A 14,550-nucleotide genomic window follows, 5' to 3' on the forward strand; every position below is an offset into this window, starting at 1 on the left:
CCACTCGAGAAAGACATCGACATGAGCGAATTCACCAACACGCCCAAGCTCGAACTGCTGCCCGCCGTCGACGTGGCGGACGGCAAGGCGGTGCGCCTGACCCAGGGCGAGGCCGGCAGCGAGACCAGCTACGGCGACCCGGTCGACGCGGCGGCCGAGTGGGCCGACGCCGGTGCGGAGTGGATCCACCTGGTCGACCTCGACGCGGCCTTCGGCCGGGGGAGCAACCGCGACCTCCTGAAGAAGGTGATCCGTCAGACCAAGGGCGTGCGCATCGAACTCTCCGGCGGCATCCGCGACGACGAGTCGCTGGAGCAGGCGCTGGAGATCGGCGCCACCCGGGTGAACCTCGGCACCGCCGCGCTCGAGAACCCGGAGTGGGCGGCGAGCGCCATCGGACGCTACGGCGAGGCGATCGCCGTCGGCCTGGACGTGCGCGGCACGACTCTGGCGGCCCGCGGCTGGACGCGCGACGGCGGCGACCTGTGGGAGGTGCTGGCCCGTCTCGAGGAGGCCGGCTGCGCCCGCTACGTCGTGACCGACGTGACCAAGGACGGCACGCTCAAAGGCCCGAACCTCGACCTGCTCCGCGAGGTGATGGAGCGCACCGAGCGTCCCGTCGTGGCCTCCGGAGGCATCTCGAGTCTCGACGACATCGCGGCGCTGCGCGAGCTCGTCCCGCTGGGCCTGGAAGGCGCGATCGTCGGAAAGGCGCTCTACTCCGGCGCATTCACGCTTCCCGAGGCGCTGGATGTCGCCGGCGACTGAGCCGCCGGAGGGCGCGCACGACCGCGAGGCCGACCGTGAAGCCGGCCTCCGGCAGCAGCCGACCGAGACCGGCGCCGACCGGCTGGCCGGGTTCGCTGCCGCCCTCGCGGGCTTCACCCCGTCGCACGGCGACTCCGCCGGTCAGGCCTGGGAAGGCCGCGAATTCGACGAGAACCCGTTCGGCGACGACGACGGCTCCGCGCCTCCCGAACTGCTCGGCGCCCTCGCCGCGTTCCGGGCGGGCGAGGTCGGGGCGGAGGCCGTGGTGGAGGCCGTCCGCGGCGTGCGGCTGCTGATCCCGTTGGTGGCCGAGCTCGGCGACGAGGGCACCACCGATGCCGGGCTCGCCGTCGACAAGACCCAGGAGCTCTCGATCGTCACGGTCGCCGCGCCCGACGGGCGACGGGTGCTCCCGGTGTTCTCGTCGGTGACGGCGATGCAGGCGTGGAACCCCGCAGCCCGGCCGGTTCCGGCCGCGGGGCCGCGAGCGGCGCTGGCCGCCGCCTCGGAGGAGACCGAACTGCTCGTACTCGACCCGACCTCCGAGACCGAGTTCGTCCTCCGGCGCCCCGCGGTGTGGGCGCTGGCTCAGGGCCAGGCGTGGCTGCCCAGCGACCGCGACCCGGTGGTCGCCGACGCCTTCCGCACGTCGGTCGGCTCGGAGCTGGGCGTGCTCGACGTCGAGCTGCTGGCGGGCGATCCCGGCTGTCGTCTGGCCGCGGAAGAGCTCGTCGTGCGGTTGACGCTGGCGAGCGGGCTGACCGCCGAGGAGCTGAACGCCATCCTGTCCCGGCTGGCACAGCGCTGGGCTGCCGACGACGCCATCGCCACGCGCGTGGACTCCCTGCGCGTGCAACTCGCGACCGCCTCCTGACGAGCGCCTCGGCACGGCCGGCTCACGCGGTGCGCAGCATCCGGAGGCCGGCGAGCACAGACAGCACTGCGACGATCGCGACGAAGCCGACGAGCACGGGCACCAGCGGCCAGAGGATGAGCGCGACGCCGACGAGCAGCACCGGGAGCGCCAGCCCGACGTAGGCGACCAGGAAGATCGCCGCCAGCACCTCGCCCCGGCGTTGCGGCGCGGCGAGCGAGCCGGCGACCAGGATGGCGGCGCGGAAGAGCAGCCCGACTCCGGCTCCGGCGACGATGCCGGCGACGATGAACGCGGGCAGCGAGCCGCCGAGCACCCCGACGGCCAGGCCGGCCAGCCCGAGCGCGACCAGCACGATCGCGAGGATCAGCTGCGGCCGGGTGCGGACGCGCGCGAACACGATCTGCGAGACGGCGGAGGCGGCGAACACCGAGAACGGCACGGCGCCGGCCACGAGGTGCGAGGCGACGTGGAAGGTGCCGGCGAGGACGCTGGGCGCCAGCGACGTGAAGAGCCCGAACACCGCGAACCCCGCGAACGCGGCGACCGCCGCGGCCGAGAACGCACCGCGCGATGCAGCGGGGAGCGAGATGCGCTGCGGGCGGTACGGAGGCCGCTCCTCGGCGCGCTCGACGGTCTCCGGCACCAGCGCGACCGCCACGGCGGCGACGGCGAGCACGACGAGGAACACGGCATAGGGGAGCAGCAGCGGGGCGGGCAGGAACTGCGCGAACAGTCCGCCGATCAGCGGACCGAGCGCGAGACCGCCGGTGTTGACCACCGTGGAGACGGTTCCGGCCAGGCGCGGACCCTCCTCGGGCTTCGCCACGGAACGGAGCTCGCTCAGGTGCGCGGTCGCGCTCGCGGTGAGGGCGCCGACGCCGACGCCCGAGATCAGGCGGGCGAGCAGAAGACCGCTGACGTCGTTCCAGACCAGGAACAGCGCCGCGGCGACGATCTCCAGGAGGATCGCGACAAGGACCATCCGGCGCCGGCCCGCCCAGTCGCTGAGGTGGCCGATCAGGAACAGGCTCGCGATGACCCCGACCGCGTAGGCCGCGAACACGACCGTGATCACCCAGGTCGGAAATCCGTCGCGCTGCTGGTACAGCGCGTAGAGCGGCGTCGGGATCGTCGAGAACGCCATGACCGCGAGGAAGGCTGCAGCGATCACCCAGAATCCCGCGCCGTGGCGCAGGCGCCAGGCCGAGCGTTCGCGGGTGGTGGTGGTGGAGGCGGGGGCGTTGATGGACATGTTTCGATGATCCGACTCGAGTGTGATCGTGTCCAACGAATGTTCATGATGCTGACAATCGGAGCGAGCGATTGTCGCTGTACGATGACGGGATGGACACCCGCCAGCTCGAATACTTCGTCGCGGTCGCCGAAGAGCTCAACTTCACGCGGGCCGCGGCGCGCCTGTTCGCGGCCCAGTCCACCGTCTCCGCCGGCGTCGCCGCACTGGAGCGCGAGCTCGGCGGACGCCTCTTCGAGCGCGACGCCCACGGCGTCCGCCTCACCGGCGTCGGGGAGGCCGCGCTCGCCGAGGCGCGCACGGGCCTCCAGTCGATCGAGCGGCTGCGCGACCTCGTGGTCGGGGAGGGCGCGCTGCGCGGTGCCGTGCGCGTGGGAATCTTCACGAACCTGACCTCGATCGACCTCCCGGGCATCATGGGCGAGTTCCGCAGGCGGCATCCCGGCGTCGATCTGCGGCTCGGGCCGTCGCCCAGCGGGTCGACGGGACTCGCCGACGACGTCCGGCAGGGCCGGATCGACGTGGCGTTCCTCGGCCTGCCCGACTCCGCGCCCGGCGTGATCGAGCTGACGCTCGCCGAGGTGCCGTTCGTCGCGGTTCTGCCGGAGGGCCACCCCCTCGCCGCCGGAGATGGCGCGTTGCCGCTGGAGGCCCTCGCCGCCGAGCGCTGGGTGGATGCGCGCGAGGGCTTCGGCAACCGCGTCACCCTCGATCGCGCACTGACGTCGGCCGGGCTGACGAGGCAGATCGCGACGGAGGTGTCCGACCTGGGCGAGATCCCGCGGTTCGTCGCCGCGGGTCTGGGTGTGGCCGCCCTCCCGACGCTGACCGTCATCCCCACCCCGGGCGCGGTCACCCGGCCGCTGAACCCGGCGATCGAGTGGCGCCTCAGCGTCATCGCGCATCCGCGCCCCGGAGCGGCGGCCCGCGCCCTGGTCGGGCTGATCGCCGAACGGTTCGGGCGCGCGGTTCCGCCTACGCTGGAGGCATCATGACCGTTTTCGCCGCCGTCGTCCTGTTCCTCAACGCGCTGTTCAACGTGTTCGCCTGGCCGCGCTTCTTCGCCCGGGTGCGCACCGACAGCCGCGCGAGGGACGCCGCGGGACGCGCGACCCCGTTCCTGGTGGTGCACGCCGTCCTCCTCGGCGTCGCTCTGCTGCTCGCGGTGCTGTCCGCTGTCGCGGGAGTGCTGTTGCTCGTCGCGTGACGCGGATGGGAGCATGAGGGCATGCCTCTCTCGATCACCGGCGACGCCGAAGCGGACGCCCTCCTCGACCAGTCCCCGTTCGCTCTCCTCGTCGGGATGCTGCTCGATCAGCAGATCGCGATGGAGACCGCGTTCGCCGGCCCCGCCAAGCTCCGCAACCGGCTCGGATCGCTCGACCCGGCCGGCATCGCCGGGCTGGACCCGGACAAGCTCGTCGAGGTGATGAAGCAGACGCCCTCCGTGCACCGGTTCCCGGGTTCGATGGCCGGGCGGCTGCAGTCGCTGGCGTCCGCGATCGTCAGCGACTGGGGAGGCGACACCGCGGCGATCTGGACGCAGGGCGACCCGGACGGCGCCGAGGTGCTGCGACGGTTGAAGGCGCTGCCCGGGTTCGGCGAGCAGAAGGCGAAGATCTTCCTCGCGCTGCTGGGCAAGCAGAAGGGGCTGGACGTCCCCGGCTGGCGGGAGGCCGCGGGCGACTACGGCCTGGAGGGCTACCGCTCCGTGGCCGACATCGTCGACGCCGACTCGCTCACCCGGGTCCGCGAACACAAGCGGGCGATGAAGGCGGCGGCCAAGGGCTGAGCCGCCCGCCCGCGGATGTCGGCGGACGCCGATAGCGTTGCGGTGTGTTCCTACTCGACGGTGTGATCGTCACCAGCGCCAGTGACCTGACCGAGGCGTCGAAGTGCGAGTTCGCCTTCCTCCGCTCGCTCGACGTCAAGCTGGGGAGGATCGAGAAGACCGAAGAGGTCGACGATCCCATGTACGTGCGCTCGTCCCGGCTGGGCGACGAGCACGAGCACCACATCCTGGAGCGCTACCGCGAGCGGTTCGGGGCGGCGGTCGCCGAGATCGCCCGGCCGGAATCGCTCACGGCCGATTCGCTGGCGGAGGCGGTCGCCGACACGGCGCGCGCCTTCGAGCGGGCCAGCGAGGTGGTCTTCCAGGCCACGTTCTTCGACGGCTCGTTCGTCGGGTTCGCCGACTTCGTGGTGCGCCTGCCCGACGGCCGGTACCGCGTGCAAGACTCCAAGCTGGCACGCAGCGCCCGCGTCACCGCCCTGCTCCAGCTCGCCGCCTACGCGGAGCAGTTGCGCCGCACCGGGGTGGAGGTCGACGGCGCCGTCGAGCTGCTGCTCGGCGACGGGTCGGTGAGCGAGCACCGCCTGTCCGACATCGAGCCGGTCTATCGCAAGAGGCGCGCTCGCCTCCTGGAGATCATCGCCGACCCCGGTCCCGTGGCGTGGGGCGACCCGCGCTTCACCGTCTGCGGCCGCTGCGACACGTGCGACGCGGAGGTGCAGGCCGCCCGCGATGTACTGCTCGTCGCGGGAATGCGCGTGACGCAGCGGGAGCGACTGTTCGCGGCCGGCATCACGACGATCGACGCGCTGGCCGCCTCCGCCGGCCAGATCGAGGGCATCCCCGAGGGCACGCTGACCGGGCTGCGCGAACAGGCGCGGCTGCAGCTGGAGGCCGTCGAGGGCGCGCCGCCGCCGATCCGCGTCTTCAACGCCCCGGTGCTCGCGGTGCTGCCCGAGCCCGATCCCGGCGACATCTTCTTCGACTTCGAGGGCGACCCGCTCTACACGGAGGGCGCGGGCGAGCGCTGGAATCTGGACTACCTGTTCGGGCTGGTCGATCAGGACGCCCGGTTCACCGCGTTCTGGGCCCATGACTTCGCCGAGGAGCGCGTCGCGCTCGAGCGGTTCCTCGCGTTCGTCCGGGAACGGCGCGCAGCCTTCCCCGGCATGCACATCTACCACTACGCGGCCTACGAGCAGACCCATCTGCTGTCGCTCGCGGCCCGGCACGGGGTCGGCGAAGAGGAGGTCGACGCCCTGCTGCGGGACTCCGTGATGGTCGATTTGTACCCGCTGGTGCGCAAGTCCGTCCGGGTGGGGTCGCGCTCGTATTCGATCAAGAAGCTCGAGCCGCTCTACATGGGCTCCGAGCTGCGGCAGAGCGAGGTGACGAACGGCGCCGACTCGATCACCGAGTACGCCAACGCCCGCGACCTCATCGCGCTGGGCCGAATGGACGAAGCGCAGCCGCTGCTCGATGCGCTCGGCGACTACAACCGGTACGACTGCGTCTCGACGCTGCGTCTGCGAGACTGGCTGCTCGCCCGGGCGGAAGAGAACGGGGTCCCGATCGGCGCGGCTCCGCTCGAGGAGCCCGAAGTCGCTCCCGAGGCCTCCCCGCTCCGCGCAGGCCTCCTGGCTTATGCGGGCGACCCGCTCGACCCGCACCGCACCCCCGACCGAGAGGCCGTCGCGCTCGCGGCCGCCGCGATCGACTTCCACCGGCGCGAGCAGAAGAGCTTCTGGCAGAGCCACTTCTCACGGCTGATACAGCCGGTGGAGGAGTGGGCGGACACCCGTGACGTGCTGGTCGTCGAGTCCGCCCGGGTGGTGCGTGACTGGTACCTCGACGAAGGTCAGCGCGTCGAGCGACGCGAGCTCCTGCTCTCGGGCCAGTGGGGTGCGGGCAGCGCGGTGCGCGTCAGCGAGAACTCCGGACCGTACCTGCTCTACGAGTACCCGGGCCCGTTCCGGCTCCTACGGGCTCAGCCGGGCGCGCGCACGGTACGAACCGTCGCCGTCATCGACGTCGCCGACGACGGCTCGGTGCTCGTGCGCGAGACGCTCCCGGAGGACGTCGCCGCGTACCACCACCTCCCGACCGCGCTGACCCCGGCCGCCCCTCCCAACACGCGTCCGCTCGCGGAGGCCATCCGGGAATGGGGGACGACCCTGGTCACCGCACTGCAGGCCGGGCGCTGGCCGACGAACGCGACGGTCGATCTGCTGCGGCGGACTCCACCGCGCACCCGCTCCGGCCTCCTCGCCCCGGAGGGACCGGAGGACGGCAGCGGCCGGATCGCGGCCGTCACCGCCAGCCTCCTCGACCTCGACGCGTCGTACCTGGCTGTCCAGGGACCTCCCGGAACCGGCAAGTCGTATCTCGGCGCGCACGTGATCGCGCGCCTGGTCGCCGACCACGGCTGGCGCATCGGCGTCGTCGCACAATCGCACGCCGTCGTCGAGAACCTCCTCGACCGCGTCGTCGCGACCGGACTCGACGCCGCGCTCGTCGGCAAGGTGCCGAGCAGCTCCGCCGAGTCGCCCCGGTTCACGCCGCTGCGCAGGAACGGCCAGCTCGAATTCGCCGCGGAGCGCGAGGCGAGCGGCTTCGTCCTCGGCGGCACAGCGTGGGACTTCGCCAACCCGGCGCGCTTCCCGCGCGAGAGCCTCGACCTGCTCGTCGTCGACGAGGCCGGCCAGTTCTCGCTGGCCTCGACCATCGCCGTCGGCGTGGCGGCCCGCAACCTGCTGCTGCTCGGCGACCCGCAGCAGCTGCCGCAGGTGAGCCAGGGGAGCCATCCCGAGCCGGTCGACGGCTCCGCCCTCGGCTGGGTGAGCGACGGGCACGACGTGCTCCCGGCGGAGTTCGGGTACTTCCTCGCCGAGAGCCGGCGCCTCCACCCCGCTCTCGCCCGGGCCGTGTCCGCGCTGTCGTACGAGGGGCGGCTGCACGCGCACCCGGGCGCGGCGGACCGCGAGCTGACCGGGGTCGTCCCCGGCCTCCACGCGGTGCCTGTCGCGCACATCGGCAACGCCACGGCGTCGCCGCAGGAGGCCGAGGCCGTCGTCGCCCTCGTGCGCGACCTGATCGAGCGCTCGTGGACGGACCCGGCGGCTGACCGCGACGACTCGCCGCTCGCGCAGGACGACGTGATCGTCGTAACCCCGTACAACGCGCAGCTGGCCGAGGTTCGCGAGGCGCTCGACGCGGCAGGGTACCCCGACGTGCGCGTCGGCACGGTCGACAAGTTCCAAGGGCAGGAGGCCGCGATCGCGATCGTCAGCCTCGCCGCGTCGTCCGCGGCCGACGTTCCGCGGGGCATGTCGTTCCTGCTGTCGAAGAACCGGCTCAACGTCGCGATCTCCCGAGCGAAGTGGGCCGCGTACCTCGTCCACTCGCCGGAGCTGACCGAGTTCCTGCCGACCACGCCGGCCGGGGTGAGCGAGCTGAGCGCGTTCATCCGGCTCGTGGAACAGGACGGAACGGGATGGCGCGACTGAACGCGAGCGGCGCCGGGTGAGCCGGCGACTGGTGAGCGGCCTGGCCGCGCGTTACCGTGGAGGCGTGTCACCGGAAGAACTGGAGGAGCTCGTCATCCTGCGACGAGCGCGCGATCTGATCGATCGCCAGTACGCCGAGCCGCTCGACGTGCCGACGATGGCGGCCTCCGCGTTCATGTCGCCCTCGCATTTCTCCCGGCGGTTCCGCGCGGTATACGGCGAGACGCCCTACAGCTACCTGATGACCCGGCGCATCGAGCGGGCCATGTCGTTGCTGCGCGAGGGGATGACCGTCACCGAGGCGTGCATGGCCGTCGGCTGTACCTCCCTCGGGTCGTTCAGCTCCAAGTTCGCCGAGATCGTGGGCGAGTCTCCGACGAGCTACCGCACGCGCGAGCACCCGGCGGTGATGGCGATGCCGAACTGCATCGCCAAGCAGCGCACCCGGCCGGTGCGATCGAGGCCGATCGCGGGCTGAGCGGCGCCCCGAGATCGAACAGGCCGACACCGAGCAGGAATGGAGAAGCGCCGCGGGGACGCGGTTCCTAGAGTGGTCGCATGACCATTTCGCTTCAGTACTCGCACATCACCGTCACCGACCCCGAGGAGTCCCTCGCGTTCTATCGTGACGCGCTGGGCCTCGACGTGCTCAACGACGTCGCGTCGGGCGGCCACCACTGGATCACCCTCGGTGTCGCCGGGCGGGAGGGCACCGAGATCGTGCTGTCCGACCCGTACGCCGGCCGTTCGCAGTCGGACGGCGACGCCATCCAGGAGCTCGTCGCGAAGGGCGTGCTCACCAACGTCGTGTTCCGCACCGAGGACGACCTCGACGCGGTCTTCGAGCGCGTCCGCGCGAGCGGCGCGGAGGTCCTGCAGGAGCCCAAGGACCAGCCCTGGGGTCCGCGCGACTGCGCCTTCCGTGACCCGTCGGGCAACATGGTGCGCATCCTGCAGTCGACGGCGCAGCCGCAGAACGCGTAACGCTCTGTTCCGGGGTCGACGGGTGGGCTGAGCAGCTGGAGTTCGTCCCCGGAGGGAAACCCGATCCGCGCGAAGTCCCCGTCACATTTCGGAACGGGTTTTGACCGTCACGTGCGCTCTTGGGAGGCTCGATGTGCCGCCAACCGTCCGCCGGCACATCCCACCCCTTCACAAGAGAGGCACAGCCATGTCCGACGCCACCCCGCCCGGGACCGTTCCCGCCCTTCCCGAGAACCCGAAGCGCTCCAAGACGCCGTGGATCGTCGGCATCGCGATCGTCGCGATCGTGGCCGTCATCGGTGTCGTGTTCGCGGCCGTGAACGCCGGCAACGCGGGGTCTGCCGGCGCGGCCGGAAAGACCGTCACGGTCCGGATCGGGACGACAGAGCAGGCCGCGCCGTACTGGCCGATCCTGAAGAAGAAGGCGGCCGAGGAGGGCATCGACATCCAGGTCGTCGGCTTCCGCGACTACACGCAGGCCAATCCGGCGCTCGCCGACGGACAGCTCGACCTCAACCTGTTCCAGCACCTGCAGTTCCTCGCGAACTACAACGTGCAGTCCAAGCAGAACCTGGTCCCGATCGCCTCGACGCTGGTCGTTCCGCTGCCGCTGTACTCGAAGAAGTACACCTCGGTCGGCGCCATCCCGCAGGGCTCGCAGATCGCGATCCCCAACGACCCGACCAACCAGGCGCGCGCGCTGCTCGTCCTCCAGAAGGCCGGCCTCCTGAAGCTGAAGGACGGCGGGAACACGCTCGCGACCCCGGCCGACATCGTCGCCTCCGAGTCGAAGGTCTCCGTCATCCCGGTCGACGCCGCGCAGACCGCGCCCGCGCTGGACTCGGCGGCCGCCGCGATCGTGAACAACAACTTCGCGCTCACGGCCGGCCTCGACCCCAAGTCCGCCCTCTTCCAGGACGACCCGAAGAGCGCGACGGCCGAGCCGTACATCAACGCCTTCGTCGCCCGCGACAAGGACAAGGCCAACACGACCTACCTGAAGGTCGCCGAGCTGTACCACACCAAGGCCGTGCAGGACGCGGTGCTGGCGGACTCGAAGAACACCGCCGTGATCGTCCAGAAGCCCCAGGCCGACCTCATCGGGATCCTGCACTCGCTCGAGAAGACGATCGAGGCGGCGAAGTAGGAACGTGAGCTCCCTCATCGAGTTCCGCGGCGTCACCAAGAGCTTCCGCTCGGGTGACGCCGCGGTCGCCGCTGTCGAGAACATCGACCTGACGATCGAACGCGGCGAGATCTTCGGCATCATCGGCTACTCGGGCGCGGGCAAGAGCACGCTGCTGCGGCTCATCAACGCGCTCGAGCACCCGACCTCCGGCTCGGTGATCGTGGACGGCCGCGACCTGACCACGCTGCGCGAGCGCGAGCTGCGCGGCGTGCGCGCAGGCATCGGAATGATCTTCCAGCAGTTCAACCTGTTCCGGTCGCGCACGGTCTTCGCGAACATCGCCTATCCGCTCAAGGTCGCGGGCTGGCCGGCCGACAGGCGCAAGCAGCGCGTCGCCGAGCTCCTCGCGTTCGTCGGGCTGACGGAGAAGGCGTGGGCGTACCCCGACCAGCTCTCGGGAGGCCAGAAGCAGCGCGTGGGGATCGCCCGGGCTCTCGCGACGAACCCCGCCATCCTCCTCGCCGACGAAGCCACCAGCGCCCTCGACCCGGAGACCACCTCCGACGTGCTGGCCCTGCTGAAGCGGGTCAACGACGAGCTCGGCGTCACCATCGTCGTCATCACGCACGAGATGGAGGTCGTGCGTTCGATCGCCGACCGCGTCGCGGTCCTCGATGCAGGCCGGGTGATCGAGACCGGGAGCGTCTTCGAGGTGTTCTCGAACCCGCAGACGCCCACCTCGCAGCGCTTCGTCGGCACGGTTCTGCGCAACCAGCCGGGGGAGGCCGACGTCGAGCGCCTGCGCGGCAAGCACTCCGGCCGGATCGTCTCGGCCCGCATCCACGACGACGGCCGACTCGGCGCTGTGCTCTCCGACGCCGTCGGCCGCCACGGCGTGCGCTTCGAGATCGTCTACGGCGGCATCTCCGCGCTGCAGGGCAAGTCGTTCGGCAGCCTCACCCTCGAGCTGCTCGGCGAGCCGGACGCCGTGGACGCGCTGATCGCCGACCTCCGCACGGTCACCGAGGTCGAGGAGGTGGCGGCATGACCGACTGGTCGACCCTGTGGCCGGTGTATCTGACCTCCATCGGCCAGACGTTGTGGATGGTCGTCGCGACGCTCGTGCTCGGCGGCGTGCTCGGGCTGGCGCTCGGCGTGCTGCTGTACACGACGCGACCGGGCGGACTGCTGCAGAACCGCGCCCTGTCGGCGGTGCTGAACGTGCTGGTCAACTTCATCCGGCCGATCCCGTTCATCATCTTCATGACGGCGGTCGCCCCGCTGACACAGGCGGTGCTCGGGACGTTCCTCGGCACTCCGGCGGCGATCTTCCCGATGACGATCGCGGCGACGTTCGCGATCTCACGGATCGTCGAGCAGAACCTGGTGACGATCGACCCCGGAGTGATCGAGGCCGCGCGGGCGATGGGGTCGAGCCCGTGGCGGATCATCTCGACGCTGTTGATCCCGGAGGCGCTCGGGCCGCTGATCCTCGGCTACACCTTCGTGTTCGTCGCGATCGTGGACCTCTCGGCCGTCGCCGGCAGTCTGGGCGGCGGGGGCCTCGGCGACTTCGCGATCTCGTACGGCTACCAGCGCTACAACTGGGTCGTGACCTGGGTCGCCGTCCTCACCATCGTCGTGCTGGTGCAGCTCGCGCAGTTCCTCGGCAACGCTCTGGCCCGCAAAGCGCTCCGCCGCTGAGCCCGCACCGGCGGCTACGCGGCGGCTACCCGGCGGGCGGGGCTGGCGGGGAGGGCGTGTAGCGGCCGACGGGCCGGAGGCGGAGCGGGCGCTCGCGGTACTCCGCGAGAGCGTGCACGATCCACCCGGCTGTGCGAGCGGTGGCGAAGATCACCTCGCCTGCGTCGTCGGCCATCCCGCCGGCGAGAGAGAGCGCGGCGAGGGCGAGGTCCGAGTTCGGGGCGGTGCCCGTGCGGTCGTGGAGGAGCGCGGCCAGCGACTCCACGGCCTCCACCACGATCGCTCCTTCGGGGTCGTCGGCGAGCATGCCCAACAGGATCCGCGCGCGCGGGTCGCCGGCGGGGTAGAGCGGCTGGCCGAACCCGGGCACGGGGCCACGCCCGTCCACCACGGCGTCGGCGACGACGCGGGCAGGCTCCTCGCCCGCGGCGACGCGCGCGAGCATCCGCTGGGCGGCGCGGCTCGCGTTGCCGTGCAGCGGCGAGTCGAGGGCGCCGAGGCCCGCGACGACGACGGCGTACGGCGTCGCCCGCGCGGACGCCGCGGCTCGTGCGGCGAGCGTCGACACGGCGAGGTCGTGGTCGAGAAGAAGCACGAGCGCCGCATCGAGCGTGCGCAGCAACGGAACCGTCGGGGGCCGAGGCGACAGGCGCGACCAGAGCTCCGCCGCCAGACTCGGCGCCACCGGAGGCGAGAGCACCGGCAGCACCTCGACCATGCCCGCGATGAGCCGTTCGGCCGCCCCCGCCACGGCCTCCGGGTCGAGGGAGGTGCGCAGCGGGTCGGCGGCGGCCAGCGCCGTCACCGCCACGAGCTGACGGTCGCGGTCGCCGGCGCCCGGCGGGAGGGCCTCCGCCACACGTCGGGCGGCGTCCAGCCCGGGGCCGGCGGCGAAGTGCGCCGACGGCTCCCAGCGGCCGGTGAGCGCCCAGCGCGCCACCACCTCGAACGGCTCGCCGGCCAGGTCGGCGGCCGGTCGACCCCGGTAGTAGAGCTCGCCGTCGTCGATGAGCGCGAAGTCGGTGTCGATGACCATGAGCGGACGTCCCTCCGATCGCGCGGGGGAGGCCGGCGCCTTGCGTCGGCGGGCGGCGGCGAACGCCTCGACCTCCAACGGGTCGAACGACGACCCCGTCGCGGTGCGGGCGCGGCCGAGGAGCCCGCGCGCCACATAGGCGTACAGCGTCTCCACTTTGACTCCGAGACGCTCGGCGGTCTGCTCCGCGCTGAGCCGGGGGAGGCTCGAGCCGTTCGAGAAGTCCGGTGCGCTGGCAGAGGCAGCCATATTGATCCGATCAACGTTGACGTTCGTACAATCCACGTCCACACTACTGGCATGGACCGCATGAACGACACCCTCATCGACGTCCCCCGCGGACTGACCAACGTCGTCGCCGCGCACACCGCCCTGGGCGACGTGCGCGGGCAGGAGGGGTTCTACCACTACCGCCAGTACTCCGCGATCGATCTCGCGCGGGAGCGCAGCTTCGAGGACGCCTGGTACCTGCTGCTGTTCGGCGAACTCCCGTCTCCCGGCGAGCTGGCGGCGTTCCGGGAGCGCATCGCGGGCGCGCGACGAGTCCCCGCCGAGGTCGCCGAGCTGCTGCCGTCGATCGCCCGGCTGACGGCGGATGGCGACGCCCTCGCCGGCCTGCGGATGGCGCTCGCCGCCGTCGCCGCGCACGACCGGATGCGGCCGGTGTACGACGAGGACCCCGAGGGGCGCGTCCGGGACGCGATCCGCGTCGCCGCCGTCACCCCGGTGCTCCTGGCGTCCCTCCACGCCTACGAGACCGGCGGCACGCCTCCCGAGCCGCGCGACGACCTCGGACACGTGGCCGACTACCTCCGACTGGTCACGGGCCGCGTGCCGGACGCCGCCCACGAGCACGCGTTGAGCGCCTACCTGACCGCGGCCATCGACCACGGCTTCAACGCCTCCACGTTCACGGCGCGCGTCATCGCGTCGACCGGCGCCGATGTCGCGGCGGCCGTCGACGGCGCGCTCGGGGCGCTCGCGGGCCCGCTGCACGGGGGAGCGCCGAGCCGCGCGCTCGACACGCTCGACGCGATCGGCACCCCCGACCGCATCGACGAGTGGATCACGGCGACCGTCCGCGGCGGTGGCCGCGTGATGGGCTTCGGTCACGCCGTGTACCGCACGGAGGATCCGCGCTCACGGCTGCTGCGCGACGTGGCGGAGGGGTTCGGCGGCGACCGGGTGGCGTTCGCGGTGCGGGTGGAGGAGCGCGTGCAGCAGTTGCTCGCCGAGCTCAAGCCCGGGCGCGAGCTGCACACCAACGTCGAGTTCTACGCCGGTGTCGTGATGGAGCTGTGCGGGATCCCGCGCTCGCTGTTCACGCCGACGTTCGCGGTCGCGCGTGTCGTCGGCTGGACGGCGCACATCCTGGAGCAGGCGGCCGACGGCAAGATCCTCCGCCCGTCGTCGCGGTACGACGGACCCGCCGCCCCGATGCCGTTGCCGGTGACCACGGCTGCGGCCTGAGCAGCGGAACCGCTGTCGCCGCCCGCGGAGTG

At 71.9% G+C, this 14,550-nt stretch carries 14 protein-coding genes; 12 read left to right on the plus strand and 2 right to left on the minus strand.

The features are described 5' to 3' along the window. Nucleotides 1-21 precede the first annotated feature (21 nt). Nucleotides 22-768: a bifunctional 1-(5-phosphoribosyl)-5-((5-phosphoribosylamino)methylideneamino)imidazole-4-carboxamide isomerase/phosphoribosylanthranilate isomerase PriA gene (gene priA, locus ASF88_RS05930; protein ID WP_055915478.1), complete on the plus strand. Its 747-nt coding sequence runs from the start codon at nt 22-24 to the stop codon at nt 766-768. Then, a complete protein-coding gene (locus ASF88_RS05935; RefSeq protein ID WP_082518769.1) occupies nt 752-1,642 on the plus strand; it encodes an SseB family protein in 891 nt (296 codons plus the stop codon). Before priA ends, ASF88_RS05935 begins: the two co-directional genes overlap by 17 nt. A gap of 22 nt (nt 1,643-1,664) precedes the next feature. On the opposite strand, the gene ASF88_RS05940 is transcribed toward ASF88_RS05935, so the two are convergent. Continuing rightward, nucleotides 1,665-2,897 (minus strand): MFS transporter, encoded by a 1,233-nt coding sequence (locus tag ASF88_RS05940; protein WP_055915480.1) that lies wholly within the window; start codon nt 2,895-2,897, stop codon nt 1,665-1,667. Nucleotides 2,898-2,989: 92 nt separating this feature from the next. Between ASF88_RS05940 and ASF88_RS05945 the strand changes: the two genes are divergently transcribed. From ASF88_RS05945 to ASF88_RS05985, 9 genes are all read left to right on the plus strand, one after another. Continuing rightward, complete coding sequence (locus tag ASF88_RS05945; RefSeq protein WP_055915482.1) at nt 2,990-3,892, plus strand: LysR family transcriptional regulator; 903 nt, start codon at nt 2,990-2,992, stop codon at nt 3,890-3,892. After that, the gene (locus tag ASF88_RS05950) at nt 3,889-4,104 is read left to right on the plus strand and encodes an SCO4848 family membrane protein (RefSeq protein ID WP_055915484.1); all 216 of its coding nucleotides are present in this window, start codon (nt 3,889-3,891) and stop codon (nt 4,102-4,104) included. The genes ASF88_RS05945 and ASF88_RS05950 overlap by 4 nt, the downstream gene beginning before the upstream one ends. Nucleotides 4,105-4,125: 21 nt before the next feature. Further along, entirely contained in the window at nt 4,126-4,689 is a 564-nt protein-coding gene (locus ASF88_RS05955; RefSeq protein WP_055915486.1) for an HhH-GPD-type base excision DNA repair protein, read from the plus strand. A 44-nt stretch (nt 4,690-4,733) separates the two neighbouring features. Next, nucleotides 4,734-8,195 carry a TM0106 family RecB-like putative nuclease gene (locus ASF88_RS05960; RefSeq protein WP_055915488.1) on the plus strand — a complete coding sequence of 1,154 codons (3,462 nt, stop codon included), beginning with the start codon at nt 4,734-4,736 and terminating at the stop codon, nt 8,193-8,195. 64 nt (nt 8,196-8,259) lie between these two features. Further along, the gene (locus ASF88_RS05965) at nt 8,260-8,673 is read left to right on the plus strand and encodes a helix-turn-helix transcriptional regulator (RefSeq protein ID WP_055915490.1); all 414 of its coding nucleotides are present in this window, start codon (nt 8,260-8,262) and stop codon (nt 8,671-8,673) included. 80 nt (nt 8,674-8,753) lie between these two features. Continuing rightward, nucleotides 8,754-9,179, plus strand: a complete 426-nt coding sequence (locus tag ASF88_RS05970; RefSeq protein WP_055915492.1) for a VOC family protein — start codon at nt 8,754-8,756, stop codon at nt 9,177-9,179. A 187-nt stretch (nt 9,180-9,366) separates the two neighbouring features. Continuing rightward, nucleotides 9,367-10,326: a MetQ/NlpA family ABC transporter substrate-binding protein gene (locus ASF88_RS05975; RefSeq protein WP_055915493.1), complete on the plus strand. Its 960-nt coding sequence runs from the start codon at nt 9,367-9,369 to the stop codon at nt 10,324-10,326. A gap of 4 nt (nt 10,327-10,330) precedes the next feature. Further along, nucleotides 10,331-11,356: a methionine ABC transporter ATP-binding protein gene (locus ASF88_RS05980; RefSeq protein ID WP_055915495.1), complete on the plus strand. Its 1,026-nt coding sequence runs from the start codon at nt 10,331-10,333 to the stop codon at nt 11,354-11,356. Beyond that, nucleotides 11,353-12,012, plus strand: a complete 660-nt coding sequence (locus ASF88_RS05985; protein WP_055915497.1) for a methionine ABC transporter permease — start codon at nt 11,353-11,355, stop codon at nt 12,010-12,012. Before ASF88_RS05980 ends, ASF88_RS05985 begins: the two co-directional genes overlap by 4 nt. A gap of 25 nt (nt 12,013-12,037) precedes the next feature. Here ASF88_RS05985 and ASF88_RS05990 read toward each other — a convergent pair whose 3' ends face one another. After that, on the minus strand, nt 12,038-13,297 hold the full coding sequence (locus ASF88_RS05990) for a citrate/2-methylcitrate synthase (protein WP_055915498.1): 1,260 nt from the start codon (nt 13,295-13,297) through the stop codon (nt 12,038-12,040). Nucleotides 13,298-13,348: 51 nt separating this feature from the next. On the opposite strand from ASF88_RS05990, the gene ASF88_RS05995 reads away from it, so the two are divergent. Next, nucleotides 13,349-14,518, plus strand: a complete 1,170-nt coding sequence (locus ASF88_RS05995) for a citrate/2-methylcitrate synthase (protein ID WP_055915500.1) — start codon at nt 13,349-13,351, stop codon at nt 14,516-14,518. Nucleotides 14,519-14,550 lie beyond the last annotated feature (32 nt).

It is taken from the genome of Leifsonia sp. Leaf336, assembly GCF_001423695.1.
Classification (GTDB): Bacteria; Actinomycetota; Actinomycetes; order Actinomycetales; family Microbacteriaceae; genus Leifsonia.

Coding starts and splice junctions, on each gene's coding strand:
- ASF88_RS05955 (WP_055915486.1), top strand. CDS start 4,126: ATGCCTCTCTCGATCACCGGCGACGCCGAAGCGGACGCCCTCCTCGAC.
- ASF88_RS05940 (WP_055915480.1), bottom strand. CDS start 2,897: ATGTCCATCAACGCCCCCGCCTCCACCACCACCACCCGCGAACGCTCG.
- ASF88_RS05985 (WP_055915497.1), top strand. CDS start 11,353: ATGACCGACTGGTCGACCCTGTGGCCGGTGTATCTGACCTCCATCGGC.
- priA (WP_055915478.1), top strand. CDS start 22: ATGAGCGAATTCACCAACACGCCCAAGCTCGAACTGCTGCCCGCCGTC.
- ASF88_RS05950 (WP_055915484.1), top strand. CDS start 3,889: ATGACCGTTTTCGCCGCCGTCGTCCTGTTCCTCAACGCGCTGTTCAAC.
- ASF88_RS05935 (WP_082518769.1), top strand. CDS start 752: ATGTCGCCGGCGACTGAGCCGCCGGAGGGCGCGCACGACCGCGAGGCC.
- ASF88_RS05995 (WP_055915500.1), top strand. CDS start 13,349: ATGGACCGCATGAACGACACCCTCATCGACGTCCCCCGCGGACTGACC.
- ASF88_RS05990 (WP_055915498.1), bottom strand. CDS start 13,297: ATGGCTGCCTCTGCCAGCGCACCGGACTTCTCGAACGGCTCGAGCCTC.
- ASF88_RS05975 (WP_055915493.1), top strand. CDS start 9,367: ATGTCCGACGCCACCCCGCCCGGGACCGTTCCCGCCCTTCCCGAGAAC.
- ASF88_RS05970 (WP_055915492.1), top strand. CDS start 8,754: ATGACCATTTCGCTTCAGTACTCGCACATCACCGTCACCGACCCCGAG.
- ASF88_RS05945 (WP_055915482.1), top strand. CDS start 2,990: ATGGACACCCGCCAGCTCGAATACTTCGTCGCGGTCGCCGAAGAGCTC.